This is a genomic window from Sporosarcina ureilytica, from assembly GCF_001753205.1.
GTDB lineage: Bacteria > Bacillota > Bacilli > Bacillales_A > Planococcaceae > Sporosarcina > Sporosarcina ureilytica.
The window spans coordinates 1025583-1050376 of record NZ_CP017560.1; the positions used below are offsets into that span (position 1 = coordinate 1025583).

17 protein-coding genes, 21 tRNA genes, 3 rRNA genes and 1 riboswitch are annotated in these 24794 nt (G+C 42.3%); of the genes, 36 read left to right on the forward strand and 5 right to left on the reverse strand.

Annotated elements, in window-relative coordinates; all coding sequences use genetic code 11:
• Positions 1 to 33 precede the first annotated feature (33 nt).
• From BI350_RS05175 to BI350_RS05295, 25 genes are all read left to right on the forward strand, one after another.
• Positions 34 to 936, forward strand: a complete 903-nt coding sequence (locus BI350_RS05175) for a DMT family transporter (protein WP_075529241.1) — start codon at positions 34 to 36, stop codon at positions 934 to 936.
• Between the two features lie 316 nt (positions 937 to 1252).
• A 16S ribosomal RNA gene (locus BI350_RS05180) occupies positions 1253 to 2806 on the forward strand.
• Positions 2807 to 2996: 190 nt separating this feature from the next.
• Positions 2997 to 5948, forward strand: a 23S ribosomal RNA gene (locus BI350_RS05185).
• A gap of 139 nt (positions 5949 to 6087) precedes the next feature.
• A 5S ribosomal RNA gene (gene rrf / locus BI350_RS05190) occupies positions 6088 to 6202 on the forward strand.
• The 16S, 23S and 5S rRNA genes sit together here with 21 tRNA genes alongside, the layout of an rRNA operon.
• Before the next feature lie 75 nt (positions 6203 to 6277).
• Positions 6278 to 6353, forward strand: a tRNA-Val gene (locus BI350_RS05195).
• 15 nt (positions 6354 to 6368) lie between these two features.
• A tRNA-Thr gene (locus BI350_RS05200) sits at positions 6369 to 6444 on the forward strand.
• 6 nt (positions 6445 to 6450) lie between these two features.
• Positions 6451 to 6526 (forward strand) — tRNA-Lys (locus BI350_RS05205).
• 29 nt (positions 6527 to 6555) lie between these two features.
• Positions 6556 to 6637, forward strand: a tRNA-Leu gene (locus tag BI350_RS05210).
• A gap of 8 nt (positions 6638 to 6645) precedes the next feature.
• A tRNA-Gly gene (locus tag BI350_RS05215) sits at positions 6646 to 6720 on the forward strand.
• Between the two features lie 8 nt (positions 6721 to 6728).
• A tRNA-Leu gene (locus BI350_RS05220) sits at positions 6729 to 6814 on the forward strand.
• A gap of 25 nt (positions 6815 to 6839) precedes the next feature.
• Positions 6840 to 6916: transfer RNA gene (locus BI350_RS05225), tRNA-Arg, on the forward strand.
• Between the two features lie 23 nt (positions 6917 to 6939).
• Positions 6940 to 7016 (forward strand) — tRNA-Pro (locus tag BI350_RS05230).
• A 35-nt stretch (positions 7017 to 7051) separates the two neighbouring features.
• Positions 7052 to 7127 (forward strand) — tRNA-Ala (locus BI350_RS05235).
• Positions 7128 to 7201: 74 nt separating this feature from the next.
• Positions 7202 to 7275, forward strand: a tRNA-Met gene (locus BI350_RS05240).
• A 7-nt stretch (positions 7276 to 7282) separates the two neighbouring features.
• Positions 7283 to 7356: transfer RNA gene (locus tag BI350_RS05245), tRNA-Ile, on the forward strand.
• A 19-nt stretch (positions 7357 to 7375) separates the two neighbouring features.
• Positions 7376 to 7468 (forward strand) — tRNA-Ser (locus BI350_RS05250).
• A gap of 209 nt (positions 7469 to 7677) precedes the next feature.
• A tRNA-Met gene (locus tag BI350_RS05255) sits at positions 7678 to 7752 on the forward strand.
• Positions 7753 to 7940: 188 nt separating this feature from the next.
• Positions 7941 to 8015: transfer RNA gene (locus BI350_RS05260), tRNA-Met, on the forward strand.
• A gap of 3 nt (positions 8016 to 8018) precedes the next feature.
• Positions 8019 to 8094 (forward strand) — tRNA-Asp (locus BI350_RS05265).
• 13 nt (positions 8095 to 8107) lie between these two features.
• Positions 8108 to 8183: transfer RNA gene (locus BI350_RS05270), tRNA-Phe, on the forward strand.
• A gap of 6 nt (positions 8184 to 8189) precedes the next feature.
• Positions 8190 to 8263, forward strand: a tRNA-Gly gene (locus BI350_RS05275).
• A 5-nt stretch (positions 8264 to 8268) separates the two neighbouring features.
• A tRNA-Ile gene (locus BI350_RS05280) sits at positions 8269 to 8345 on the forward strand.
• Position 8346: 1 nt separating this feature from the next.
• Positions 8347 to 8421, forward strand: a tRNA-Asn gene (locus BI350_RS05285).
• Between the two features lie 7 nt (positions 8422 to 8428).
• Positions 8429 to 8519, forward strand: a tRNA-Ser gene (locus tag BI350_RS05290).
• Positions 8520 to 8526: 7 nt separating this feature from the next.
• Positions 8527 to 8598 (forward strand) — tRNA-Glu (locus tag BI350_RS05295).
• A 386-nt stretch (positions 8599 to 8984) separates the two neighbouring features.
• Here BI350_RS05295 and BI350_RS05300 read toward each other — a convergent pair.
• Positions 8985 to 9587, reverse strand: a complete 603-nt coding sequence (locus BI350_RS05300) for a TraR/DksA C4-type zinc finger protein (RefSeq protein ID WP_075527147.1) — start codon at positions 9585 to 9587, stop codon at positions 8985 to 8987.
• Between the two features lie 150 nt (positions 9588 to 9737).
• Positions 9738 to 10658 (reverse strand): 1,4-dihydroxy-2-naphthoate polyprenyltransferase, encoded by a 921-nt coding sequence (locus BI350_RS05305; protein WP_075527148.1) that lies wholly within the window; start codon positions 10656 to 10658, stop codon positions 9738 to 9740.
• Between the two features lie 154 nt (positions 10659 to 10812).
• Here BI350_RS05305 and BI350_RS05310 point away from each other — a divergent pair, with 154 nt between their 5' ends.
• The 6 genes from BI350_RS05310 (at position 10813) to menC (ending at position 18226) form a co-directional block, all read left to right on the forward strand.
• On the forward strand, positions 10813 to 12201 hold the full coding sequence (locus BI350_RS05310; RefSeq protein ID WP_075527149.1) for an isochorismate synthase: 1389 nt from the start codon (positions 10813 to 10815) through the stop codon (positions 12199 to 12201).
• Positions 12191 to 13903: a 2-succinyl-5-enolpyruvyl-6-hydroxy-3-cyclohexene-1-carboxylic-acid synthase gene (menD, locus tag BI350_RS05315; protein WP_075527150.1), complete on the forward strand. Its 1713-nt coding sequence runs from the start codon at positions 12191 to 12193 to the stop codon at positions 13901 to 13903. The genes BI350_RS05310 and menD overlap by 11 nt, the downstream gene beginning before the upstream one ends.
• On the forward strand, positions 13896 to 14726 hold the full coding sequence (menH, locus tag BI350_RS05320) for a 2-succinyl-6-hydroxy-2,4-cyclohexadiene-1-carboxylate synthase (protein ID WP_245698300.1): 831 nt from the start codon (positions 13896 to 13898) through the stop codon (positions 14724 to 14726). The genes menD and menH overlap by 8 nt, the downstream gene beginning before the upstream one ends.
• 12 nt (positions 14727 to 14738) lie before the next feature.
• On the forward strand, positions 14739 to 15557 hold the full coding sequence (gene menB / locus BI350_RS05325; protein WP_075527151.1) for a 1,4-dihydroxy-2-naphthoyl-CoA synthase: 819 nt from the start codon (positions 14739 to 14741) through the stop codon (positions 15555 to 15557).
• 129 nt (positions 15558 to 15686) lie between these two features.
• Complete coding sequence (locus BI350_RS05330; protein ID WP_075527152.1) at positions 15687 to 17132, forward strand: o-succinylbenzoate--CoA ligase; 1446 nt, start codon at positions 15687 to 15689, stop codon at positions 17130 to 17132.
• Positions 17114 to 18226, forward strand: coding sequence for an o-succinylbenzoate synthase (gene menC / locus BI350_RS05335; RefSeq protein ID WP_075527153.1), 1113 nt, complete (start codon positions 17114 to 17116; stop codon positions 18224 to 18226). The genes BI350_RS05330 and menC overlap by 19 nt, the downstream gene beginning before the upstream one ends.
• A gap of 33 nt (positions 18227 to 18259) precedes the next feature.
• On the opposite strand, the gene BI350_RS05340 is transcribed toward menC, so the two are convergent.
• Positions 18260 to 19210: a metal ABC transporter solute-binding protein, Zn/Mn family gene (locus tag BI350_RS05340; protein WP_075527154.1), complete on the reverse strand. Its 951-nt coding sequence runs from the start codon at positions 19208 to 19210 to the stop codon at positions 18260 to 18262.
• Between the two features lie 141 nt (positions 19211 to 19351).
• The gene (yidD, locus tag BI350_RS05345) at positions 19352 to 19585 is read right to left on the reverse strand and encodes a membrane protein insertion efficiency factor YidD (protein ID WP_075527155.1); all 234 of its coding nucleotides are present in this window, start codon (positions 19583 to 19585) and stop codon (positions 19352 to 19354) included.
• A 100-nt stretch (positions 19586 to 19685) separates the two neighbouring features.
• On the opposite strand from yidD, the gene BI350_RS05350 reads away from it, so the two are divergent.
• From BI350_RS05350 to BI350_RS05370, 5 genes are all read left to right on the forward strand, one after another.
• Positions 19686 to 20135, forward strand: coding sequence for a Dps family protein (locus BI350_RS05350; RefSeq protein ID WP_075527156.1), 450 nt, complete (start codon positions 19686 to 19688; stop codon positions 20133 to 20135).
• A 58-nt stretch (positions 20136 to 20193) separates the two neighbouring features.
• Positions 20194 to 20376 (forward strand): putative motility protein, encoded by a 183-nt coding sequence (locus tag BI350_RS05355; RefSeq protein ID WP_075527157.1) that lies wholly within the window; start codon positions 20194 to 20196, stop codon positions 20374 to 20376.
• Positions 20377 to 20454: 78 nt separating this feature from the next.
• Positions 20455 to 20763 (forward strand): transposase, encoded by a 309-nt coding sequence (locus tag BI350_RS05360; RefSeq protein ID WP_075527158.1) that lies wholly within the window; start codon positions 20455 to 20457, stop codon positions 20761 to 20763.
• Positions 20764 to 20810: 47 nt separating this feature from the next.
• Positions 20811 to 21272, forward strand: coding sequence for an NUDIX hydrolase (locus tag BI350_RS05365; protein ID WP_075527159.1), 462 nt, complete (start codon positions 20811 to 20813; stop codon positions 21270 to 21272).
• Complete coding sequence (locus BI350_RS05370; RefSeq protein ID WP_075527160.1) at positions 21262 to 22065, forward strand: alpha/beta hydrolase family protein; 804 nt, start codon at positions 21262 to 21264, stop codon at positions 22063 to 22065. Before BI350_RS05365 ends, BI350_RS05370 begins: the two co-directional genes overlap by 11 nt.
• Before the next feature lie 51 nt (positions 22066 to 22116).
• Here BI350_RS05370 and pckA read toward each other — a convergent pair whose 3' ends face one another.
• A complete protein-coding gene (gene pckA, locus BI350_RS05375; protein ID WP_075527161.1) occupies positions 22117 to 23703 on the reverse strand; it encodes a phosphoenolpyruvate carboxykinase (ATP) in 1587 nt (528 codons plus the stop codon).
• Positions 23704 to 24201: 498 nt separating this feature from the next.
• Positions 24202 to 24320, forward strand: a riboswitch (SAM riboswitch).
• Positions 24321 to 24794: the final 474 nt, after the last annotated feature.

A 24794-nucleotide genomic window follows, 5' to 3' on the forward strand; every position in this document is an offset into this window, starting at 1 on the left:
ACTAACATGATTTTTGAAGGAGAAGTGTTTTTTATGGAAAGACCTGCAATTCATCCTTATATCCCAATTGTAATAGGTGTGATTTCAGTCGCACTTTCAGCCATCTTTGTAAAATTATCTACAGCGGATGCCGGAGTTATTGCATTTTATAGGATGTTATTTTCTGTACTATTAATGTTGCCCGTATTTCTATTGAAATATAGATGGGAAGTTTCATTTTTTAAACGAAAAGACTGGGTATATTCTTTAATCGCTGGTATATTCTTAGCATTCCATTTTATTTTTTGGTTTGAATCACTAAACTATACATCGGTGGCAAGTTCAACAGTACTTGTTACGTTGCAACCTATCTTTGCTTTTGCCGGTACATATTTTTTCTTTAAAGAAAAAGTCTCATTTAAAGCGATATTGTCTGCTGTCGTTGCAATTTCAGGTAGTGTCATTATTAGTTGGGGAGATTTTAAGGTTAGTGGTACTGCATTATATGGCGATATATTAGCGCTCATCGGTTGTGCGTTCATCACTGCTTATCTTTTATTCGGTCAAGATGTAAGAAAAAGAATCTCTCTTATTACTTATACGTTTATTGTCTACTCAATCAGTACAATAACTCTCTTCATATATGTAATTATTAAAGGAGAATCATTAGGACCTCATCCAAGTGCGGATTGGTTTTGGTTTATTATGCTTGCACTTATACCAAACCTATTAGGTCATACGTTATTTAACTGGGCTTTGAAGTGGGTCAGTACGAATGTAATCTCTATTGCAATCCTTTTAGAACCTGTCGGCGCCTCTATTTTAGCTTATTATGTATTCCACGAAACGCTAAGTGGTAGCCAAATTACTGGTGGAATCGTTGTTATAATGGGGATCTTGTTGTTTATCGTCGACCCTCGAATGTTTAGAAAACTTAAACTTCATAAAAAGACTTGATTTATATTTGCTGTTTGGTGTATATTAATACTTGTCCTCAGGACGACATCACAACTCAAACAAAAACCTTAAAAAGTTTTTTAAAAAAGTTGTTGACAATGAATTGAGGGTTTGATATATTAGAGAAGTCGCTTCGGGCGACAAACTTGAAAAAAGAGTTATCTAATTAACAAGTATGAACCTTGAAAACTGAACAGCAAAACGTCAAGATATAACATCTACAAATCAACTTGTTGGTTTGTGGGAAACGAATCTTCGGATTCAAATGGACATCTTAAAGATGCCAGCAAAGAAATCGAGCTAATCGAATTTCTCTATTATGGAGAGTTTGATCCTGGCTCAGGACGAACGCTGGCGGCGTGCCTAATACATGCAAGTCGAGCGAACGAGGAAGAAACTTGTTTCTTCCTTTGTTAGCGGCGGATGGGTGAGTAACACGTGGGCAACCTGCCCTGTAGTTGGGGATAACTCCGGGAAACCGGGGCTAATACCGAATAATTAGTTCCTTCGCATGAAGGAACTCTGAAAGACGGCTATGCTGTCACTACGGGATGGGCCCGCGGCGCATTAGCTAGTTGGTGAGGTAACGGCTTACCAAGGCGACGATGCGTAGCCGACCTGAGAGGGTGATCGGCCACACTGGGACTGAGACACGGCCCAGACTCCTACGGGAGGCAGCAGTAGGGAATCTTCCACAATGGACGAAAGTCTGATGGAGCAACGCCGCGTGAGCGAAGAAGGTTTTCGGATCGTAAAGCTCTGTTGTGAGGGAAGAACAAGTATAGGAGTAACTGCCTGTACCTTGACGGTACCTCATTAGAAAGCCACGGCTAACTACGTGCCAGCAGCCGCGGTAATACGTAGGTGGCAAGCGTTGTCCGGAATTATTGGGCGTAAAGCGCGCGCAGGCGGCCTTTTAAGTCTGATGTGAAAGCCCACGGCTTAACCGTGGAAGGTCATTGGAAACTGGAAGGCTTGAGTACAGAAGAGGAAAGCGGAATTCCACGTGTAGCGGTGAAATGCGTAGAGATGTGGAGGAACACCAGTGGCGAAGGCGGCTTTCTGGTCTGTAACTGACGCTGAGGCGCGAAAGCATGGGGAGCAAACAGGATTAGATACCCTGGTAGTCCATGCCGTAAACGATGAGTGCTAAGTGTTAGGGGGTTTCCGCCCCTTAGTGCTGGAGCAAACGCATTAAGCACTCCGCCTGGGGAGTACGGCCGCAAGGCTGAAACTCAAAGGAATTGACGGGGACCCGCACAAGCGGTGGAGCATGTGGTTTAATTCGAAGCTACGCGAAGAACCTTACCAGGTCTTGACATCCCGCTGACCGGTATAGAGATATACCTTTCCCTTCGGGGACAGCGGTGACAGGTGGTGCATGGTTGTCGTCAGCTCGTGTCGTGAGATGTTGGGTTAAGTCCCGTAACGAGCGCAACCCTTGACCTTAGTTGCCAGCATTCAGTTGGGCACTCTAAGGTGACTGCCGGTGACAAACCGGAGGAAGGTGGGGATGACGTCAAATCATCATGCCCCTTATGACCTGGGCTACACACGTGCTACAATGGACGGTACAGAGGGTTGCCAACCCGCGAGGGGGAGCTAATCCCATAAAACCGTTCCCAGTTCGGATTGCAGGCTGCAACTCGCCTGCATGAAGCAGGAATCGCTAGTAATCGTGGATCAGCATGCCACGGTGAATACGTTCCCGGGTCTTGTACACACCGCCCGTCACACCACGAGAGTTTGTAACACCCGAAGTCGGTGGGGTAACCCTTTTGGGAGCCAGCCGCCGAAGGTGGGACAGATGATTGGGGTGAAGTCGTAACAAGGTAGCCGTATCGGAAGGTGCGGCTGGATCACCTCCTTTCTAAGGATATTTAACGGAATGAAGAGAAAGTTCTCTTCAACTTGACGTTTTGCGTTCAGTTTTGAGGGTTCATTAACATGAACTTTCATTACTTGTTCTTTGAAAACTGGATAAAACGACATTGAAATAAACACAAATGTAGTAATGTATGAATCAATTGTTGTATATCGCTATACAGCATTGGTTTTAAGGTTAAGTTAGAAAGGGCGCACGGCGGATGCCTTGGCACTAGGAGCCTATGAAGGACGGCACTAACACCGATATGCTCTGGGGAGCTGTAAGTAAGCTTTGATCCAGAGATTTCCGAATGGGGAAACCCACTGTTCGTAATGGAGCAGTACATATACGTGAATACATAGCGTATATGAGGCACACCCGGAGAACTGAAACATCTAAGTACCCGGAGGAAGAGAAAGAAAATCGATTCCCTGAGTAGCGGCGAGCGAAACGGGAACAGCCCAAACCAGGAAGCTTGCTTCCTGGGGTTGTAGGACACTCTATACGGAGTTACAAAGGAATGCATTAGATGAAGCGACCTGGAAAGGTCTGCCATAGTGGGTAATAGCCCCGTAATCAAAAGTGTATTCTCTCCAGAGTGGATCCTGAGTACGACGGAACACGTGAAATTCCGTCGGAATCCGGGAGGACCATCTCCCAAGGCTAAATACTTCCTAGTGACCGATAGTGAACCAGTACCGTGAGGGAAAGGTGAAAAGCACCCCGGAAGGGGAGTGAAATAGATCCTGAAACCGTGTGCCTACAAGTAGTCAGAGCTCGATGCTGTTTCTTCGGAAGTAAGCTGAGTGATGGCGTGCCTTTTGTAGAATGAACCGGCGAGTTACTGATTACATGCAAGGTTAAGCAGAGAATGCGGAGCCGCAGCGAAAGCGAGTCTGAATAGGGCGTTTTAGTATGTAGTCGTAGACCCGAAACCAGGTGATCTACCCATGTCCAGGGTGAAGGTAAGGTAACACTTACTGGAGGCCCGAACCCACGTATGTTGAAAAATGCGGGGATGAGGTGTGGGTAGCGGTGAAATTCCAATCGAACCTGGAGATAGCTGGTTCTCTCCGAAATAGCTTTAGGGCTAGCCTCAAACGTTAGAATCTCGGAGGTAGAGCACTGTTTGGACTAGGGGCCCATCCCGGGTTACCGAATTCAGACAAACTCCGAATGCCGATGATTTTTGTTTGGGAGTCAGACTGCGGGTGATAAGATTCGTAGTCGAGAGGGAAACAACCCAGACCACCAGTTAAGGTCCCCAAGTATTCGTTAAGTGGAAAAGGATGTGGCGTTGCCCAGACAACCAGGATGTTGGCTTAGAAGCAGCCACCATTTAAAGAGTGCGTAATAGCTCACTGGTCGAGTGGCGCTGCGCCGAAAATGTACCGGGGCTAAACGAATCACCGAAACTGTGGATTGACACCTTTGGTGTCAGTGGTAGGAGAGCGTTCTAGGGGCGTCGAAGCTAGACTGTAAGGACTAGTGGAGCGCCTAGAAGTGAGAATGCCGGTATGAGTAGCGAAAGAAGGGTGAGAATCCCTTCCACCGAATGCCTAAGGTTTCCTGAGGAAGGCTCGTCCGCTCAGGGTTAGTCGGGACCTAAGTCGAGGCCGAAAGGCGTAGACGATGGATAACAGGTTGATATTCCTGTACCACCTCCCCGCCGTTTGAGTAATGGGGGGACGCAGTAGGATAGGGTGAGCGCACGGTTGGTAATGTGCGTCTAAGCAGTGAGGTGTGAAACGAGGCAAATCCCGTTTCTATAACATTGAGCTGTGATAGCAAGGGGAATTTTCCCCGGAGTCCCTGATTTCACGCTGCCAAGAAAAGCCTCTAACGAGGCGGGAGGTGCCCGTACCGCAAACCGACACAGGTAGGCGAGGAGAGAATCCTAAGGTGATCGAGAGAACTCTCGTTAAGGAACTCGGCAAAATGACCCCGTAACTTCGGGAGAAGGGGTGCTCTGATAGGGTGTTAAAGCCCGAGAGAGCCGCAGTGAATAGGCCCAGGCGACTGTTTAGCAAAAACACAGGTCTCTGCAAAACCGTAAGGTGACGTATAGGGGCTGACGCCTGCCCGGTGCTGGAAGGTTAAGGGGAGAGGTTAGCGCAAGCGAAGCTTTGAACCGAAGCCCCAGTAAACGGCGGCCGTAACTATAACGGTCCTAAGGTAGCGAAATTCCTTGTCGGGTAAGTTCCGACCCGCACGAAAGGCGTAACGATCTGGGCACTGTCTCAACGAGAGACTCGGTGAAATTATAGTACCTGTGAAGATGCAGGTTACCCGCGACAGGACGGAAAGACCCCGTGGAGCTTTACTGCAACCTGATATTGAATTCTGATGCAGTCTGTACAGGATAGGTAGGAGCCTTTGAAACCGGAGCGCCAGCTTCGGTGGAGGCATTGGTGGGATACTACCCTGACTGTATTGGAATTCTAACCCATGCCCCTTAGCGGGGTAGGAGACAGTGTCAGGCGGGCAGTTTGACTGGGGCGGTCGCCTCCTAAAGAGTAACGGAGGCGCCCAAAGGTTCCCTCAGAATGGTTGGACATCATTCGTAGAGTGCAAAGGCATAAGGGAGCTTGACTGCGAGACCTACAAGTCGAGCAGGGTCGAAAGACGGGCTTAGTGATCCGGTGGTTCCGCATGGAAGGGCCATCGCTCAACGGATAAAAGCTACCCCGGGGATAACAGGCTTATCTCTCCCAAGAGTTCACATCGACGGGGAGGTTTGGCACCTCGATGTCGGCTCATCGCATCCTGGGGCTGTAGTCGGTCCCAAGGGTTGGGCTGTTCGCCCATTAAAGCGGTACGCGAGCTGGGTTCAGAACGTCGTGAGACAGTTCGGTCCCTATCCGTCGCGGGCGCAGGAAATTTGAGAGGAGCTGTCCTTAGTACGAGAGGACCGGGATGGACATACCGCTGGTGTACCAGTTGTCTTGCCAAAGGCATAGCTGGGTAGCTACGTATGGACGGGATAAATGCTGAAAGCATCTAAGCATGAAGCCCCCCTCAAGATGAGATTTCCCATTACGTAAGTAAGTAAAATCCCTCAAAGATGATGAGGTTGATAGGTCCGAGGTGGAAGCATGGCGACATGTGCAGCTGACGGATACTAATCGATTGAGGACTTATCCTTAAATACATGACAGTTTGTGTCATTCAATGTTTTGTTTATCCAGTTTTGAAAGAACAAAAAAACTTTCAAAAAAAGCTTGCATTCATTTGCAAGGTGTGATACAATAAATATTGTCTTGAGTTGATAAAGACAAGCCTAGTCTGGTGGCGATAGCGAAGAGGTCACACCCGTTCCCATACCGAACACGGAAGTTAAGCTCTTCAGCGCCGATGGTAGTTGGGATTAGCCCCTGCAAGAGTAGGACGTTGCCAGTCTTGTGATTTTGATTTGAAATATTACATACGAAACTGACGCATAGATATGCGAGGTTCATCTACTAATAAAAAAACGGAGGATTAGCTCAGCTGGGAGAGCACCTGCCTTACAAGCAGGGGGTCGGCGGTTCGATCCCGTCATCCTCCACCATTACACTTGATGAACGCCGGAGTAGCTCAACTGGTAGAGCAACTGACTTGTAATCAGTAGGTTGAGGGTTCAAGTCCTTTCTCCGGCACCATCTTTTGAGCCATTAGCTCAGTCGGTAGAGCATCTGACTTTTAATCAGAGGGTCACAGGTTCGAATCCTGTATGGCTCACCATTATATGACTTGCCTTCATAATGGAATATGCGGGTGTGGTGGAACTGGCAGACACGCTAGACTTAGGATCTAGTGCCTTCGGGCGTGGGGGTTCGACTCCCTTCACCCGCACTTTACACGCGGAAGTAGTTCAGTGGTAGAATATCACCTTGCCAAGGTGGAGGTCGCGGGTTCGAATCCCGTCTTCCGCTCCATTGACTATGCCGGGGTGGCGGAACTGGCAGACGCACAGGACTTAAAATCCTGCGGTAGGTTTCTACCGTACCGGTTCGATTCCGGTCCTCGGCACTAGTTGTTTTATAGTTGTTAAATAGCGCCCGTAGCTCAATTGGATAGAGCGTCTGACTACGGATCAGAAGGTTATGGGTTCGACTCCTGTCGGGCGCGCCAACTAAATTTAATTCTATTAATTTCGGGAAGTAGCTCAGCTTGGTAGAGCACTTGGTTTGGGACCAAGGGGTCGCAGGTTCGAATCCTGTCTTCCCGACCATTAAGTTTTTAAGAGTTATTTGCTTAAATAACAACGGGGCCTTAGCTCAGCTGGGAGAGCGCCTGCCTTGCACGCAGGAGGTCAGCGGTTCGATCCCGCTAGGCTCCACCAATTAAGTTAATCATCATTACTTTATTACTTTTTAAAATAAGTATAAAAATTCTTCGAGATTTCAATGATATCTTGGCGGCGTAGCTCAGCTGGCTAGAGCGTCCGGTTCATACCCGTAAGGTCGGGGGTTCGACTCCCTCCGCCGCCATTCCTGAGGACCTTTAGCTCAGTTGGTTAGAGCAGACGGCTCATAACCGTCCGGTCGCAGGTTCGAGTCCTGCAAGGTCCATCACTTTAAATATAATTATGGAGGAATACCCAAGCCTGGCTGAAGGGATCGGTCTTGAAAACCGACAGGGGTGTTAAAGCCCGCGGGGGTTCGAATCCCTCTTCCTCCGCCATATTATCTTTGAAGGATGGAAACTAAAGGAATATTAATTAGATCAACACACGAGAAGCATAGAAGAAGCATATAATTTTAACTTATTATCGTGGGGTGGAGCAAATCGCATCACAACGAATGCGATTAACACCAACAGTGACAAAGTCACGAAAGGTGTCAAACACATCATAAACGTTAAAGTTAATTGATATTAATTCATATTATTGTCGCGGGGTGGAGCAGTGGCAGCTCGTCGGGCTCATAATCCGAAGGTCGCAGGTTCAAATCCTGTCCCCGCAACCAAATATTTCAGCTTATATTACCTTTACTAGAAGCATAGAAATTTAATTCAACATAATGTTTTTTATTATCGCGGGGTGGAGCAAATCGCATCACAACGAATGCGATTAACACCGACAGTGACAAAGTCACGAAAGGTGTCAAACACATCATTAGCGTTAAAGTTAATTGATATTAATTCATATTATTGTCGCGGGGTGGAGCAGTGGTAGCTCGTCGGGCTCATAACCCGAAGGTCGTAGGTTCAAATCCTTCCCCCGCAACCAAATGGTCCCGTGGTGTAGCGGTTAACATGCCTGCCTGTCACGCAGGAGATCGCGGGTTCGATTCCCGTCGGGACCGCCATTTTTATAATAAAGGCTTAGTAGCTCAGTCGGTAGAGCAAAGGACTGAAAATCCTTGTGTCGGCGGTTCGATTCCGTCCTAAGCCACCATGTTTTGCGGGTGTAGTTTAATGGCAAAACCTCAGCCTTCCAAGCTGATGATGAGGGTTCGATTCCCTTCACCCGCTCCAATTAGGGGCCTATAGCTCAGCTGGTTAGAGCGCACGCCTGATAAGCGTGAGGTCGGTGGTTCGAGTCCACTTAGGCCCACCATTCCGCAGTAGCTCAGTGGTAGAGCAATCGGCTGTTAACCGATCGGTCGTAGGTTCGAATCCTACCTGCGGAGCCATTTATACGGGGAAGTACTCAAGTGGCTCAAGAGGTGCCCCTGCTAAGGGCATAGATCGCGTAAGCGGTGCGAGGGTTCGAATCCCTCCTTCTCCGCCATAAGTTTGGCCCCTTGGTCAAGCGGTTAAGACACCGCCCTTTCACGGCGGTAACACGGGTTCGAATCCCGTAGGGGTCATACATACTGTTAGTTTCTTATTAGATTAATGAGAAACTAACAGTTTTTTTATGTTTTTTTGTCAAATGAGATGGGTGAAAAATATTTATCTGCCATTTTTTATAACCCAAATACACGGTGCATGACTTTGACAGATTAAGGCATCGTATTTGGATAGCGCTGCTTATAATGCATCACTCTTACTCGCCAAAGAAGTTCTTCGTGACGGCTCTTCCTATGGAAAATCTCAGTCATCTTGTAAAATCTCTTAGGAGTTGCGATTTATAGCTCCCCCAACAAATTATTATAGAACATTTTAACCCCCTTACGCTTAGGTATATAAAATCACTACAATACCAGAGCGTAAGGAGATAATTTATAGTGAAATACTTTAAGCTGCGAAATAGTTAGTCCTGGTCGTCTGTATTATCCGTGATACTTTTTTCAACCATTTGATCCATAAGACGCGGTTCACCTTGCACATCATCGGTGTATGTTGTGTTTTGGGGATCAATAAAATCGGATGGACTATCAGATGTCCCGAATTCCGCCACTTCCTCAAAACTATTTTCATAATCAATTGCACTTGGATCTTGAGTACTTTCAAAAGGATTTTCCATTTCATTTAAAGCCACGTCTTCCTCTACAGATTGTTCGACCAGTTCGGCGTGTTCTATACAGAAAGTTGTATAAGGAACGGTTAACAATCGCTCGTAGGGAATGTCTTTTTGACATACTTCACACTTACCGTAACTTCCATCAGCCATCGCTTTTAGAGCTATGTCAATTTTACGGATATCAGATTCTGCATGTTCATTTAACACTCTATTTTTCTCTATGTCGAATAGAGCTGTCCCCATATCGGCAGGATGGTTATCATACATTGAAAGCTCACCTGATGTTTCTTTAATGCTTTCTTTCTGACTCGTCGTTTCTTCAACCTTCATTGATTGTTCCTTCATTTCCATTAACTCGGTTTTTAAATGTTGTTTTTGTTTATCGTTTAACATTACATCACAACCTTTTAGTATTTTTAAGTAGTATGTCCAATCGCGCTCATTTCACTATATGTGTAGTTTCCTTTATTCGGGATATATTAAACATAATCGTAAAAAAAGAAAACCTGTTTAGAGATTGAAGTTCCTCTAAACAGGTTTTCGTTATGAAAATAAATAACCGAATAAAATGCCAATACCGAGTAATAAACCGAATACTGTATTTGTTACGGCTGTTTCTTTCATTGCAGGCATAACTTGTAGTGGTTGTGTGTACTTTCTAAATGTTAAAATTGCCTTGATAGGTTTACGAACACTTAGTAAAACGAGTATAGCCCAAAATGTTAATTGGCCAAACAGGATAAGGCCGATTATCCAGACATAAGAAATTAGGAAAAACAACATTAAAATTGTAATGGCATTGGCACGTCCTACAAGAATGGCCAGCGTTTTTCTGCCGCTTCTTTTATCGCCTTCCAAATCGCGAATATTATTCGACATCATAATTGCTGCGACTAATAGCATACTTGGTATTGATAACAGGATAGCATGTGCTGTCACCGTACCTGTTTGGATATAGAATGCGATTAGGATTAGCAGCATACCCATCACAACACCCGATACGAGCTCGCCAAAAGGTGTGTACGCGATTGGGTATGGACCACCAGTATAAAAGTACCCTATAAGCATAGAAACGATACCCACAACAGCAAGTAGCCAAGATGTTTGCATACATATGTATATCCCGATAAAAATTGAAATGCCGTAAAGTAGAAATGCAAGGTTAAGGACTGTTTTTGGTTTTACACCATTTCGTACGATTGCCCCACCAATTCCAATAGATTCCTCCGTATCAAGTCCCCGTTTAAAATCGTAGTATTCATTAAACATATTCGTTGCCATTTGAATTAAAATACTTGCGATTAGCATGGCTAAAAATAGCATAATATGTAGCGGACCGGTACCGTATGTTAACGCAATCATTGTTCCAAGGAAGACGGGAGCAAAAGCGGCTGTCAATGTATGTGGACGTGTAAGTTGCCACCAAATGCGCCAACCTTCATCGGCTTTTATAGTTTGTTGCAAAGTAATTCTCTCCTTACTTATATAATGCGTTAAATTTATTATACTTCAAAAAAGTCATTATGAACATGCACAGTACTTATTTTAGTTGTTGATATGGTAGAATAGAAAGAGAGTTAGGAAAGAAGGATGAAACAAATCCTTGGAGGGAAAATTTATGGGTCATAAAATAACGATTCCTTGGCCAGAACAAATAGTAACCGAGGAAACGCATTTACGTTTTTTTACGGAAACAATTGAAGTAGGGCGTATTTCGCCACTAGCTTTTTTAGAGGCGGGACAAGCGCGTTATTCAGATGAACATTTTTATTGGCAAAACGCAAACCAAACGTTGACGATTGTCGGTTTGGGACATGCACAAGTGTTAGAAAGTCATTGTGTAGAAGAACATTTTTCAGATATAAAGAAACGATGGGAAGAAATCTGCAGTGGGCTGATTAAGGAAGAGAAGGATAAAGCACCCGTATTGTTTGGCGGCTTTTCTTTTGATCCTAAAAATACGCGTGAGTCAGAATGGTCAAAGTTTCCAAATGCTTATTTCGTATTGCCATCGTTTCAATTAATGACAAAAAACGGTCACACATTTATTTTAATAAATTTAGTTACAACAAATCATCATGCAGCGGAAGAGTTTGAAAAGTTACGAGTTGAACGAGATCAACTTATACATAAGGCTCAGCTTAATGATTTTATTCCTGCTTCAAAGCCAACAGTTGAATCATTAGACGAAATCGAAAAAGAACGTTATAAGAAAGCAGTTCAAAATGTTACGTCACAAATTCAAAATGGTGAAGCAGATAAAGTAGTCGTTGCACGTTCTGTTAAATTAAACTTTAAGGAACCTGTATCGGGCGTTACTGCACTTCACCATATAGCGAATGAACAACAAGAAAGTTACCATTTTGGATTGCAAAAAGGTGAACAATTATTTTTTGGTGCAACACCTGAAAGATTAATTGAAATTGAGAATGGACAAGCTTATTCAGCATGTGTTGCTGGATCGATTAAACGGGGTGAAACAGCCGAGGAAGATCGGATATTGGGTGAAGAATTACTGTCTGATCGTAAAAATAGGGATGAACATCAGTATGTAGTTGATATGATTTCAACGGTATTCGATGAGTTCTGTACCAATGTTTCAATACCGAAAGAACCAAAGCTCATGAAGATACGAGATATTCAACATCTGTTTACGCCTGTAGAGGCATCAGTAGATAAAGAGAAAAGTATTTTTGAGTTTGTTCAGGCACTTCATCCGACACCGGCGCTAGGGGGGGTTCCGACTAATAAATCAATGGATATGATTAGAGAGGAAGAACAAATGGACCGGGGCTATTATGCCGCACCAATCGGTTGGACTGACACGGAAGGGAACGGAGAATTCGCGGTTGCCATACGTTCTGCCTTATTGGAAGAAGAACAAGCATACTTGTATGCCGGCGGCGGAATTGTGGCAAATTCGGAAGTTGAAAAAGAGTATGAGGAAACATGGATAAAATTCAGACCAGTTTTACGTGCGCTTGGGGGACAATTACATGACAAATAAAAGCGTTTTAACGAATTATGTAGGTCGCATAACAAGTGCTTTAAAAAATGCGGGTGTCCAATCGGTCGTTATCAGTCCTGGCTCTCGTTCAACGCCACTTGCGTATGCTTTTGCATTAACAAAATCATTTGATGTCTATACACAAATTGATGAGCGTTCAGCAGGTTTTTTTGCACTTGGGTTAGCGAAAGCCTCAAGAAAGCCTGTCGTGCTTCTATGTACGTCTGGAACGGCCGCATCTAATTATTTTCCTGCGATTACAGAGGCACATTATTCACGGATTCCACTGATTGCGATTACGGCAGATCGTCCGCATGAACTAAGGGAAGTAGGGGCACCGCAAGCAATTGATCAAATACGACTTTACGGTGAACATGTGAAACTAAGTGTCGATTTTCCATTAGCTGAAAACAATGCGGACATCGATGATTTTATTGAACGAAATGTACAGCGTACTGTATCTGTTGCGTTAACTGAACCGATGGGACCGATTCATTTAAATATACCGTTTAGGGAACCGCTTCTTATCGACATGGATATGGAACTGCCAACATTGTCTTTCAAAAAACAATTTATGGCGACACCTTCATTAGATGCAGCTACTACACGTCAAATTGAAACGATTTTGGAAACGTCTGAACAGGGGCTCATCATTGTTGGGGAGTTAGCGTCTCAATTGGATAAAGTGTCATTTTGGGCTTTTGCAAAGGCGTTAAATTGGCCCGTATTATGTGACCCATTGTCTAATCTGCGGACCGAAATTCCAGAAGACTGTATCGATTTATGTATTGATCAATATGATGCGCTATTAAAAAGTGAAGAATTTGGTAAATCCGTACTTCCTAAGACAGTCATACGATTCGGAGCACAACCGGTTTCTAAGCCACTATCAATTTATTTGAAAAAGCATCGTCCATCTAATTATCTGGTCGTTGATGAAAACCCGCAGTTCCGAGACTCTTTGGGTGTCGTGACCCATCATATTCAATCGCCTGTGGAAGCTGTACTCCAAGTGCGAGTAGAAAAAGAACGATACGCTTATACAAATCGGTGGATTGAAGCAAACGAGTTATTATCGTCCATGCTAGATGAATATACGCCTACTGCTAATGACGAAGGGACATATGCTCAGGTATTATTTGAACATTTACCGGATGGTGATGATTTAATCAGTGGAAGCAGTATGCCAATTCGTGACGTAGATACATTTTTTAGAAAGACTAAAAGGGACATTCAGATCTTTGCTAATCGTGGTACAAATGGAATTGATGGTGTTGTTTCGACTGCGCTCGGCATTCAGGCAGACCGTAAACGCCCAACTTGGTTATTAATTGGAGACTTATCTTTCTTGCATGACGTGAACGGATTAATAGCCACCAGATTCCATGAATCGGATTTAACGATTGTCATAATGAATAATGACGGTGGGGGAATATTTTCATTTCTACCGCAGGCCACAGTCCCATCTCATTTCGAAGACCTGTTTGGGACACCGACTGGATTAACATTTGAGCATATTGCTGCTATGTACGGAGCGCAGTATGCGTCGATTACAACAGTTGAGTCGTTTAATGAGGAATTGGCGAGAAAGAAAGAAAGACCGCTGCGAATCATTGAAGTATTTACAAATCGCCAAGAAAATGTCGATGCGCATCGTCAGTTGTGGAATAAAATGGTGAAAAGGTTGGAAAACGGTGATTGAACAAAATGTAATGATTCGTGGACAGCAAATTCATGTAAAAATGACAGGTGATGCATCTTTACCAATTATTGTCTTTTTACACGGTTTTACAGGTTCATCCTCGACATGGATAGAAGTGATGGATAGGTTAAAAGGTCGCTTTAAGATGGTAGCTGTTGACTTGACTGGACATGGTAAAACCGCTGCGCCTTCGGAACCTAGTCGATATACGATGGAAGAACAAGTGAAAGATTTAGAGGAATTATTTTCAACATTGAATTTGAAGACTTTTTCACTTGTCGGCTATTCGATGGGCGGACGAATTGCGCTTGCTTATACGGAAACATATCCAGAACATGTACAAACATTAATATTAGAAAGCGCATCGCCTGGATTAAAAACGGAGCAAGAACGCCAAGCGCGAAGAGAGGCGGATTTACGACTTGCTCATCGAATAACAGAACAAGGAATTCAGCAGTTCGTATCGTTTTGGGAGAATATCCCTTTATTTGAATCACAAAAACAAATGTCGACAGAACGACAACAAAAAGTGGGAACTGAACGACTTGCCCAAAGAGAAGTGGGGCTATCAAATAGTTTAATTGGCATCGGCACAGGAAGCCAGCCTTCTTTATGGGATTCGATTCGAACGATACGTGTCCCTGTCTTATTTGTTACAGGCGAAATCGACAAGAAATTTGTTAATATTGCCCGGGAAATGAATGCGCTCATTCCAAAAGCGATTCATAAGACGGTGAAAAATGCGGGACATGCAATTCATGTGGAAAAACCTACTTTATTTGCTACAATGGTAGGGGAACATGTAAAAAAACAGAAGATTTAGGGAGGAATTAATTTGACGCGTCAATGGGAAACAATTCGTACATATGAAGATATTAAGTATGAAAAATACAATGGTATTGCAAAAGTTACGATTAACCGTCCAGAAGTTCGAAATGCATTTCGTCCAAAAACAGTGATGGAATTGATTGATGCTTTTTCACGTGCACGTGATGATGACAGCATCGGCGTTATCGTTCTAACAGGTGAAGGGGAAAAGGCGTTTTGTTCGGGTGGTGACCAATCAGTTCGTGGTCATGGTGGCTACGTCGGAGAAGATGAAATTCCACGTCTGAACGTACTAGACCTACAACGATTAATCCGTGTAATTCCAAAACCAGTTGTAGCGATGGTCGCAGGTTATGCAATTGGCGGCGGACACGTGCTTCACGTTGTTTGTGATTTAACGATTGCTGCGGATAATGCGATTTTCGGTCAAACTGGACCAAAAGTTGGTTCATTTGACGCTGGTTACGGCTCAGGATATTTAGCACGTATTATTGGACATAAAAAAGCGCGTGAGATTTGGTACTTATGCCGTCAATACAATGCTGAGGAAGCACTTGACATGGGCTTAGTTAACACGGTCGTTCCTTACGAGCAGCTAGAAGATGAAACGGTTCAATGGTGTGAAGAAATGCTTGAGAAGAGCCCAACAGCCCTTCGTTTTGTTAAAGCAGCAATGAATGCTGACACAGACGGGCTAGCTGGTTTACAGCAAATGGCTGGAGATGCAACATTACTTTATTACACAACAGATGAAGCGAAAGAAGGACGAGATGCGTTTAAAGAAAAACGTAAACCGGACTTTGGACAATTCCCACGCTTCCCTTAATTTATGATCATAAAAGCTGCCTGCTTGTCGGGCGGCTTTTTCTAACTTAAGGTAGCATTGCGAGTCTTACATAGCTTACTAAAATTAAATTTGTCGTCAACGATACTTTCAATGAAAGGTGATTTGACTATGATACCTAATTGGCTTATGCAGCGGGTTTATTTAACGCCAAATAAAATTGCGCTCTCTTATGAGAAAGAGTCGTGGACATTCAAACAATTACATCAAGTTTCCATGCGCTACGCACGACAACTCAAAACGAATCAACTACAATCCGGTGATCGAATTGCTTTGCTCGGTGCATCGAATGTTGAGATGGTCTTTATGATTCACGCTTGTCTACTCGCGGGAATTGAAATTGTCATGTTAAATAACCGATTGACAGACCTAGAAATCGATTGGCAAATAGAAGATGCTGAAGTAAAAGCAGTGCTATTTGCAGATGAGTTTGAAGCGAAAATCAAAAGTAATAAAATGGATAAAATTTCATTTTCAACAGTTACTCAAAGTAGAGAAAGTCCATTTGGAATAGAGGAAAACTGGTCGCCCGATCAAACGGTTACGATTATGTATACGTCTGGTACAACAGGATTTCCAAAAGGCGTCCGCCAAACGGTAAATAACCATACATCAAGTGCGCTTTCATCCGTCTTAAATCTTGGACTTGAAGAGAATGATGTCTGGCTATGTACAATGCCATTATTTCACATTAGCGGTTTTTCGATATTAGTTCGATCAGTTTTATATGGGATGGAAGTTCGGTTATACGAAAAATTTGACGCAAAAAAAGTTGCGAGAGAGATTTATGAAGGAACAATCACGCGAATGTCGGTCGTTTCGGTCATGTTAAACCAAATTCTCCTAGAACTAGAGCGACAAGAAAAAACGGCGCATGCTTCATTTAAAACAATGCTTGCTGGTGGCGGTTCGATTCCGATTGATTATTTAAAGCGCGCGAATGCATGCCGTATCCCAATCCTTCAAACGTATGGGATGACAGAAACGAGTTCTCAAACTGCAACACTTTCCGCAAATGATGCTTTACGTAAAATTGGGTCAGCAGGAAAACCTCTTTTCTTCAATCAAATTAAAATAAAAGGTGCTACGAGAGCAAAGGAGCACGGTGAAGTATTCATTCGGGGTCCTCATGTAACACCAGGCTATATTGGAAGGTTTCAAGAAAATAGTCCGCTTATAGACGGGTGGCTTCCGACCGGTGATATCGGTTATTTAGATGAAGAAGGATATTTATATATCGTTGATAGACGATCTGATCTAATCATTTCAGGCGGGGAAAATATTTACCCAGCTGAAATCGAAAACGTACTCGCCGCTCATCCAAAAGTGCACGAAGTCGGTGTTTGTGGAAAAGAACATCCAAAATGGGGGCAAACTCCAGTTGCTTTTGTTGTCGTTTCTGAAAAAGTCGAGGCGGAGGAACTCATGAAATATTGCGAAGGACAACTTGCAAAATATAAAGTGCCATCCGATATTATTTTTATAGAATCATTACCTCGTAATGCATCAAATAAACTGTTGAGACGGGAGTTAAAACAATGGTTGTCTCAACAATAAAAGAAATCCGTCTACATCGTCTATCGATTCCTTTGAAAAATCCATTTTCGACACATTTACAAACTGTACAAGAAAGAGAAAGTATTGTGTTAGAAATGGTTGATGAAACAGGTGCAATTGGGTTAGGTGAATGCGTAGCTTTTTCCTCACCTTGGTATACGGAAGAGACTGTACAAACTTGTTGGGATGCACTAGAAAATTGGCTCGTTCCATCTATTCTAAATCAACAAATGACACATCCGTCTACATTGCTCAATCGTATGAAACATGTGAAAGGGAATCGTATGGCGAAAGCGGCCATTGACTTGGCAGCTTGGGATTTATTCTCCAAAAGAAAAGAAGTACCGTTATGGCAAGGTATCGATGGTGTACGACAGGAAATTGATGCGGGTGTTGTGTTAACTGGTGCAATTGATGAGAGCATGTATGAGCAAATAGAACGAGCCATGCAAACGGGGTACAAACGAGTGAAGTTGAAAATTGATAAGGCAACAGAACCGGAAGCGCTTGAAAAACTGATACGATTTTATCCTTCCGTCTCATTTTTTGGCGATGCCAATGGGCTTTTTTCTAAACTTGGCTTACAAGCCTTACAATCGTTTGATCTTGTTGGTTTAACCTTAATTGAACAACCTTTTGGAGAGGATGAGTGGGCGCTTCATCATCAGGCGAATAGACGAATGAAAACGCCAATTGCTTTAGATGAAAGTATTCGTTCTGTGACGGACGTAGAACGGATGATTGAGATCGAAGCTGGCAAGATAATCGTATTGAAACCTGGGCGTGTCGGTGGGATAAGTGAAGCAATTCAAATTCATGACTTGGCTGTTCAGCATCGTATTCCCGTTTGGATTGGGGGGATGATTGAACTAGGCATCTCAAAAGCACATAATTTAGCACTTGCTTCACTTTCACAAATGACGTTACCTGGTGATTTTAGTGCGTCCAATCATTTTTGGCATGAAGATATTGTTTCCCCAACAATTGATGTCAATAATGGCACAATAACATTATCGGAAAAGCCAGGTATCGGTTATGACATTGATGCAGAGAACATCGAAAAGTTTCGGATAGATTATCGTATTTTTACGTAAGAAAAGGCGGTCATTTCAATTGACCGCCAATCTTTACTCCCTGCCTAATGCTTTTCTTAATACCTCAATATTACGCTCCATTAATGTAAAATAATCTTCTTCATTTTTTATGTCTTCCGTCGTTAACACACCTAAGTTATGCATAGTGAGTGATTCGGCACCAATTTCTTTTCGAATGACGTCTGTTAACTTGGAAGAAACATTTTGTTCAAATAGCACATATTGAATTTCTTGTTCCTTCGCATATTCAACTAATTGTGCAAGTTGTTTTTGAGAAGGTTCACTTTGTGAGTTTAAACCTGCGACGGCAATTTGTTCAAGGCCGTATGTATCTGCAATATAACCAAAAGCTGCATGAGAAACAAAAAACGTCTTTGACGGTACTTCAGATGTCATTTGGATAAATTCTCGATCAAGTTTCAACAAGTCATTGCGCAACGCTTCAAAGTTTTCTTCAAATTGTTCTTTATTTTCTGGTGAAACTTCCACTAACGCTTCTTTTACAGAAAAAGCAAGCGCATCGCTTAATACCGGCGAAATCCAAACATGTGGATCAAACTCACCGTGATCATGGTGATCATCCCCGTGCTCGTCATTATGGTCATGGTCATGAGTATCACCTAACATGTCTTCCGTAATCGCCTCGGCAGTTGCTACCATTTTGACATGCTCATTTTTTAATGTTTTTTCGGCATTTTCTACAAAACCTTCAAGACCTAACCCGATATAGAAAAACAAATCAGCATCTGCCAAAGCGATCATATCTTTTTGAGTTGGGTCAAACGTATGCTCGTCAGAACCAGGTGGATAAATCGTTTTGACAGAAACGGCATCTCCGCCAATTCTTTCAGCAAAATATTGTAGTGGATAAACAGTTGTGTAAATTTGCACTGTGTCGTCATCTTCAACTTTTTTATTGTTTGTACAACCAGCTAATACAAAAATGAATAATAAGGAAACGATAAAGAGCGTTTTCTTGTACATAAAATTCCTCCGTCTTTTTAAACAGTAATCATTACGATTTAGAGTTTTAACTTTTTTATCATACAAGAAACGTTAGGATTTGGCAACTAAAATGTAGTTAATTTTGCTTGAAATAAAAAAGTCCAGCAAACATGCTGAACTTTAAAGTTTATCGTTTGAATTTTTATCCGGAACGGGGTCATATCCACCTTCGTGAAAAGGGTGGCATTTTGAAATACGACGAACTGCCAGCCAAGAGCCTTTTAATGCACCGTGTGTTTCAATGGCCTCAAATCCATATTGTGAACAAGTCGGATGGAAACGACATGTTGGGGGCGTTAATGGTGAAATCGCTTTTTGATAAAATTTAATGATAGATAGTAATATTTTTTTCATATCAGAATCTCCTAATTGCTCCATGTATGTTTATTGTATGTCTTGTTGTGGTAAATTAACAGTGGGACGAATTAGCACTGATAAGAAAGGGTTGGTTTTGATGTCAAAAGATTTAATTACTGAAATGAATACACAAGTATCTACATGGTCAGTGATGTATACGAAACTGCATAATTACCACTGGTATGTAAAAGGCCACCAATTTTTCACTTTACATGAGAAGTTTGAAGAACTTTATAATGAAGCAACTGCACATATGGATGAAATTGCTGAAAGAATTTTGACATTAGGCAGTAATCCGGTTGCAACACTTAAGGAACATCTTGAACAATCCGTGGTAAAAGAAGCAACTGGCAATGAAAATGCAGATGAAATGGTAAGAACAATTGCAAACGACTTTGGCGAGATTATGAATTCATTAAAGAAAGGCATGGATTTAGCTGCTGACGCTGGTGACGATATGACTGAGGATTTACTAAATGCGACTTATCAAAGCATTGAAAAGCACCAGTGGATGTTGAATGCTTTCTTAGGAGAAGACAATCGTTAAGTTTTCCTTCAAAAAAATGAAAGAATGTCGATAGTAAGAAGGAAGGGAGGCATGGGTTATGGAGTTAAGTTCTATTATGGCCAGTCAATTAAGAAGTTTGCAATCGGCTGTCCAAATGAGCGTTTTGAATCAATCACTAAAACTGAACACTTCTGCAGCGACTGAAATGTTAGATAGCCTACCAAATCAGGCGAGTGTTGCCCATCCTCATAAAGGTGCTGCAATCGATGTAAAAGTGTGATGATAAAAACATGCGTGTCTAAATGACATGCATGTTTTTATTTTTTACGGACAGCCTAAAATAAAAAGGATGAAGACGATGCCGAAACGAAAGTTGTATATATCCGTCACGGATCAACGTGTGTATCACTACCCAGACGATGCGCCGTGGGAATTTGAAATTGCGGTCGAACCAGAATTTGTACGGATTTTCCATCGTTTATTTGAACAAGTGAATAGACTTGAATTTAGAAACTTTTTACGTTCACATTTACCTTATGTTCCGTATCATTATGACAGCGATAATCACGATATTGATTTGCGCACAAAGAAAGTGTATGCGATTATCCATGAATTTTCCGATAAACCGACGAAACGATTTATTGAAAGTTTACCTTATTTTCGTTGAATGACGAAACGACCTTCGATACACTCAGTAGAGAAGGACGTGATGGAATGCTTATTTTTCATGATAGTGAGGGCGGACGTGTTGAGTTGACATTTGGAAAGAATCGTTTCGGAATGCCAGCAAGACATGTCCTCGTCGTAGTAAAACATGAAGGGAAATGGTTATTAACGAAACATCGAACACGTGGAATTGAATTTCCCGGTGGCAAAGCAGAACTAGGTGAATCGATTGAAGCGGCAGCCATTCGAGAAACATTTGAAGAAACAGGGGTAATCCTTTCGAATGTTCATCAATTCGCGGAATATGTCGTCCATAGTAATATCACATTTTGTAAAGCTGTATTTACAGGCGTGATTGATGAAATACAAGAAAATCCAACATTGCATGAAACTGAAGGAGCTATTTGGATGACGGATGAACAGCTTGATGCATGTAAATCATTAAGTTTTCATATGAAGGATACAGGAATGTCTGAATTACGGAGGTGGGTAGAGACAAATGAAGGATAATGCAACAATTGAAAAGGTCCGAGTCTATCCGTCACCTAATCCGAATGTCAGATTACAAGAAATTACGTATTGGTCTGGCGGTTTAAAGGTGAAAGGCTTAATGGCGGAGCCAATTAAAGAGGGGAAATATGAAGGCATCGTTTATTTACGAGGCGGCATCCAACATATTGGCATGGTAAGACCTTCAAGAATGGTACTCTTAGCTTCAAATGGATTTGTCGTATTTGCCCCTTATTATCGCGGCAATCGTGGCGGGGAAGGACGCGACGAATTTGCTGGAGATGATCGGTTAGATGCGGTGAATGCAGTAGATATATTAAAACAAAATCCTAATGTGAAACGTGACCGTATTCATCTTTTCGCATTTTCACGCGGTGGGATTATGGCGCTATGGACAGCTGTTTTACGTGATGACATTACTTCTGTTGTTACATGGGCAGGCGTTTCCGATATTGTGTTTACATATAAAGAACGAAAAGATATGCGTAGAATGATGAAAAGAGTTATCGGCGGTACACCAAATAACCAAGCAGATGCATATCGTGAACGCAATGTGCTAGATCGATTGAATGAACTGGAAGTCCCCGTACTCATTATTCATGGCATGCTTGATGCACATGTTTCGATTGAGCAAGCAAAAATTCTGGAAAACGCTTTACGTGAAAATAATAAACGATATGAAACATGGTATTTCCCCGAATTCACACACCATATTCCACCCGTTCAAAATACAAAAATTGTAAAAGATCTATGCGGTTGGATGAGAAGACAAGATTGTTCAGAGGAAGTGTGACTGGCAAAACAAAGCCCACAAGTCAAATGACTGTGGGCTTTAGAAGTTTCATTATGCAATTGGTCCGCCTTTTGTTACAATGTCCTCAGATACTGTTCCGAACTTTTTGAAGTTTTCGTGGAATAATTGAGCAAGTTCTTTTGCTTTTTGATCATAAGCATCTTTATCTGCCCATGCGTTACGCGGGTTCAGAACCTCAGTTGGAACACCCTCAATTGCTGTTGGCATTTGAAGACCAAATATTTCATTTGTTTCAGTTTCAACGTTGTCTAATTTCCCAGCAAGTGCTGCACGTACCATTGCACGTGTGTATTTTAATTCCATACGGCTTCCAACGCCATATTCTCCACCAGTCCAACCAGTGTTAACGAGGAAAACTTGTGCGCCGTGCTCATCGATTTTATTTCCAAGCATTTCCGCATAAACCGTTGCATGAAGCGGTAAGAACGGTGACCCGAAGCATGTTGAGAATGTTGCTTCCGGCGATGTGATACCGCGTTCAGTACCAGCTAGCTTTGATGTGAAACCGCTTAAAAAATGGTACATCGCTTGTTCTTTCGTTAATTTTGAAATCGGTGGTAATACTCCGAAGGCATCTGCTGTTAAGAATACAATTGTATTCGGGTGACCTGCAATCGAAGGGGTAACAATATTATCGATATTATGAATCGGATAAGCTGCGCGTGTGTTTTCAGTTAATGAACCGTCATCGTAATCCGGAATACGTGTTGCATCATCGACAACTACGTTTTCTAGTACTGAACCAAAACGAATGGCCCCGAAGATTTCAGGTTCCTTTTCTTCAGATAAATTAATACATTTTGCGTAGCATCCGCCTTCGATATTAAAGACGCCATTGTCGGACCAACCATGTTCATCGTCACCGACTAATTTGCGGTCTGCATCTGCGGATAGCGTTGTCTTTCCTGTTCCAGAAAGACCGAAGAATAAAGCAACGTCACCGTCATCACTGACGTTTGCAGAGCAGTGCATTGGCATAATGCCTTTTTCAGGAAGCAAGTAGTTCATAACAGAGAAGATTGATTTCTTCATTTCACCTGCGTATTCAGTTCCGCCAATAAGTACAATGCGTTTTTCTAGGTTGAGGATAATGAATGTTTCGGAATCAGTTCCGTCAATAGCTGGGTCTGCTTTAAACGTTGGCGCAGATACAATTGTAAATTGTGCGTCATGCTCGGCAAGTTCTTCTTCAGTAGGACGAATAAATAACTGATGAACAAATAGGTTATGCCATGCATATTCATTGACAACTTGAATGGATAGACGTGACGCTTGGTCTGCGCCTGCAAATCCTTTAAATACGAAAAGTTCATCTTTTTCTTTTAAGTAATTCACAACTTTAGTGTAAAGAGAATCGAAAATTTCAGAGGAGATCGGACGGTTTACAGTACCCCAATCAATCTTCTCTTTAGAAGACGTTTCTTCAACGATGTATCTATCTTTTGGAGAACGTCCTGTATATTTACCTGTTTGTGCGCTAACTGCACCATCCGCAGTTAGAATCGCCTCTCCACGTGTCGTCGCCTTTTCAACTAATTGTGGCACAGAAAGTTGAAAGCTAATATTTTCACCAGATAGAAGTTCATTAAGTGTATCACTAGTTTTCGCTGAAATCATTATTGAGTACCGTCCTTTTCTAGTAGTCCCAAGTCATTGGGCAATTTATCTTATTAACTCACTAATTAGTATAACACATTTAAAATAATATACTATACTATTTAAAAGTCAACTATAATTCTACTCTTTTCAGAAATATTATTTGGTTAGTGGATAGCACACCTTCTAAATAAAATAATACAAGAATTTGAACAAGGTTCATTTTCATTCTGGAGGGACCTTTTCCTACTTCGCTATTTCACTGTGGAGCCAGCGTGAGCCCATTGTAAGAGCCGTTAAAAAGACAGAATTTGAAAGCACTCGGCATCCTCTACTACAATCAACGATGACGTACGAACAGCTGATTCAACACAGTACCGATTTTACAAAGAACAGATTCTGTTTCTAATTAATTGATATACACTATATCGCTTAATTAGATGAGGATAACACAATCAAATCGCCAACATTATTTGACTTCAATCATCAATTTTCGTACAATATATCATTGAACGGATACTCTTATCCCGAGCTGGTGGAGGGGCAGTCCCTGTGAAACCCGGCAACCTGCAAAACTTAAAAAGATTTTGCAAAGGTGCTAAACCTGATGCAAGGTGGAAATCCTTGGATGATAAGAGTGAAGGGTACTTTTGAAATCATGCCTTTCCTCATGTATAGACGTGAGTGAAAGGCTTTTTTAAACTTTTGTCAGTGGAAATCTTTCCATTTTACAATGAAATGGTTGGATGTTAACAATAAAATCGATTTTTAAATGAGCGAATCTGTTAGTCAATTTCATAATCCAATCTTTTCGCTGCGCCGATACAATATATAGTTTGGGCAATTATGAAATCGCCTCTGTTGAGTTAAACCGTTCTCAACTATATATTGTATCAACTTAGCGGTTTTAGGTAATTATGAAATTGACTCCTGTTACTGACTAAGTGAAGCTTTCGGCAAATGAGGTTGGCCGATGCAATTGATATACAATTACCCTTTATCCTCGTGTATAAAGCTCCGGATGGACTATGTAATCCATTCCCCTTAGATAGAGGGGGCTTAAACATGGGAAAATGAGTACCGTATCAATCTCGTAGGATATAGGAGGAAAT

Bases quoted from the DNA above. Each gene is read 5' to 3' on its own strand.
- BI350_RS05175 (WP_075529241.1), top strand. From the start codon at position 34: ATGGAAAGACCTGCAATTCATCCTTATATCCCAATTGTAATAGGTGTG.
- BI350_RS05355 (WP_075527157.1), top strand. From the start codon at position 20,194: ATGGAGTTAAGTTCTATTATGGCCAGTCAATTAAGAAGTTTGCAATCG.
- BI350_RS05350 (WP_075527156.1), top strand. From the start codon at position 19,686: ATGTCAAAAGATTTAATTACTGAAATGAATACACAAGTATCTACATGG.
- BI350_RS05365 (WP_075527159.1), top strand. From the start codon at position 20,811: ATGCTTATTTTTCATGATAGTGAGGGCGGACGTGTTGAGTTGACATTT.
- menC (WP_075527153.1), top strand. From the start codon at position 17,114: ATGGTTGTCTCAACAATAAAAGAAATCCGTCTACATCGTCTATCGATT.
- yidD (WP_075527155.1), bottom strand. From the start codon at position 19,585: ATGAAAAAAATATTACTATCTATCATTAAATTTTATCAAAAAGCGATT.
- BI350_RS05370 (WP_075527160.1), top strand. From the start codon at position 21,262: ATGAAGGATAATGCAACAATTGAAAAGGTCCGAGTCTATCCGTCACCT.
- menD (WP_075527150.1), top strand. From the start codon at position 12,191: ATGACAAATAAAAGCGTTTTAACGAATTATGTAGGTCGCATAACAAGT.
- BI350_RS05310 (WP_075527149.1), top strand. From the start codon at position 10,813: ATGGGTCATAAAATAACGATTCCTTGGCCAGAACAAATAGTAACCGAG.
- BI350_RS05360 (WP_075527158.1), top strand. From the start codon at position 20,455: ATGCCGAAACGAAAGTTGTATATATCCGTCACGGATCAACGTGTGTAT.
- BI350_RS05300 (WP_075527147.1), bottom strand. From the start codon at position 9,587: ATGTTAAACGATAAACAAAAACAACATTTAAAAACCGAGTTAATGGAA.
- BI350_RS05340 (WP_075527154.1), bottom strand. From the start codon at position 19,210: ATGTACAAGAAAACGCTCTTTATCGTTTCCTTATTATTCATTTTTGTA.
- pckA (WP_075527161.1), bottom strand. From the start codon at position 23,703: ATGATTTCAGCGAAAACTAGTGATACACTTAATGAACTTCTATCTGGT.
- BI350_RS05330 (WP_075527152.1), top strand. From the start codon at position 15,687: ATGATACCTAATTGGCTTATGCAGCGGGTTTATTTAACGCCAAATAAA.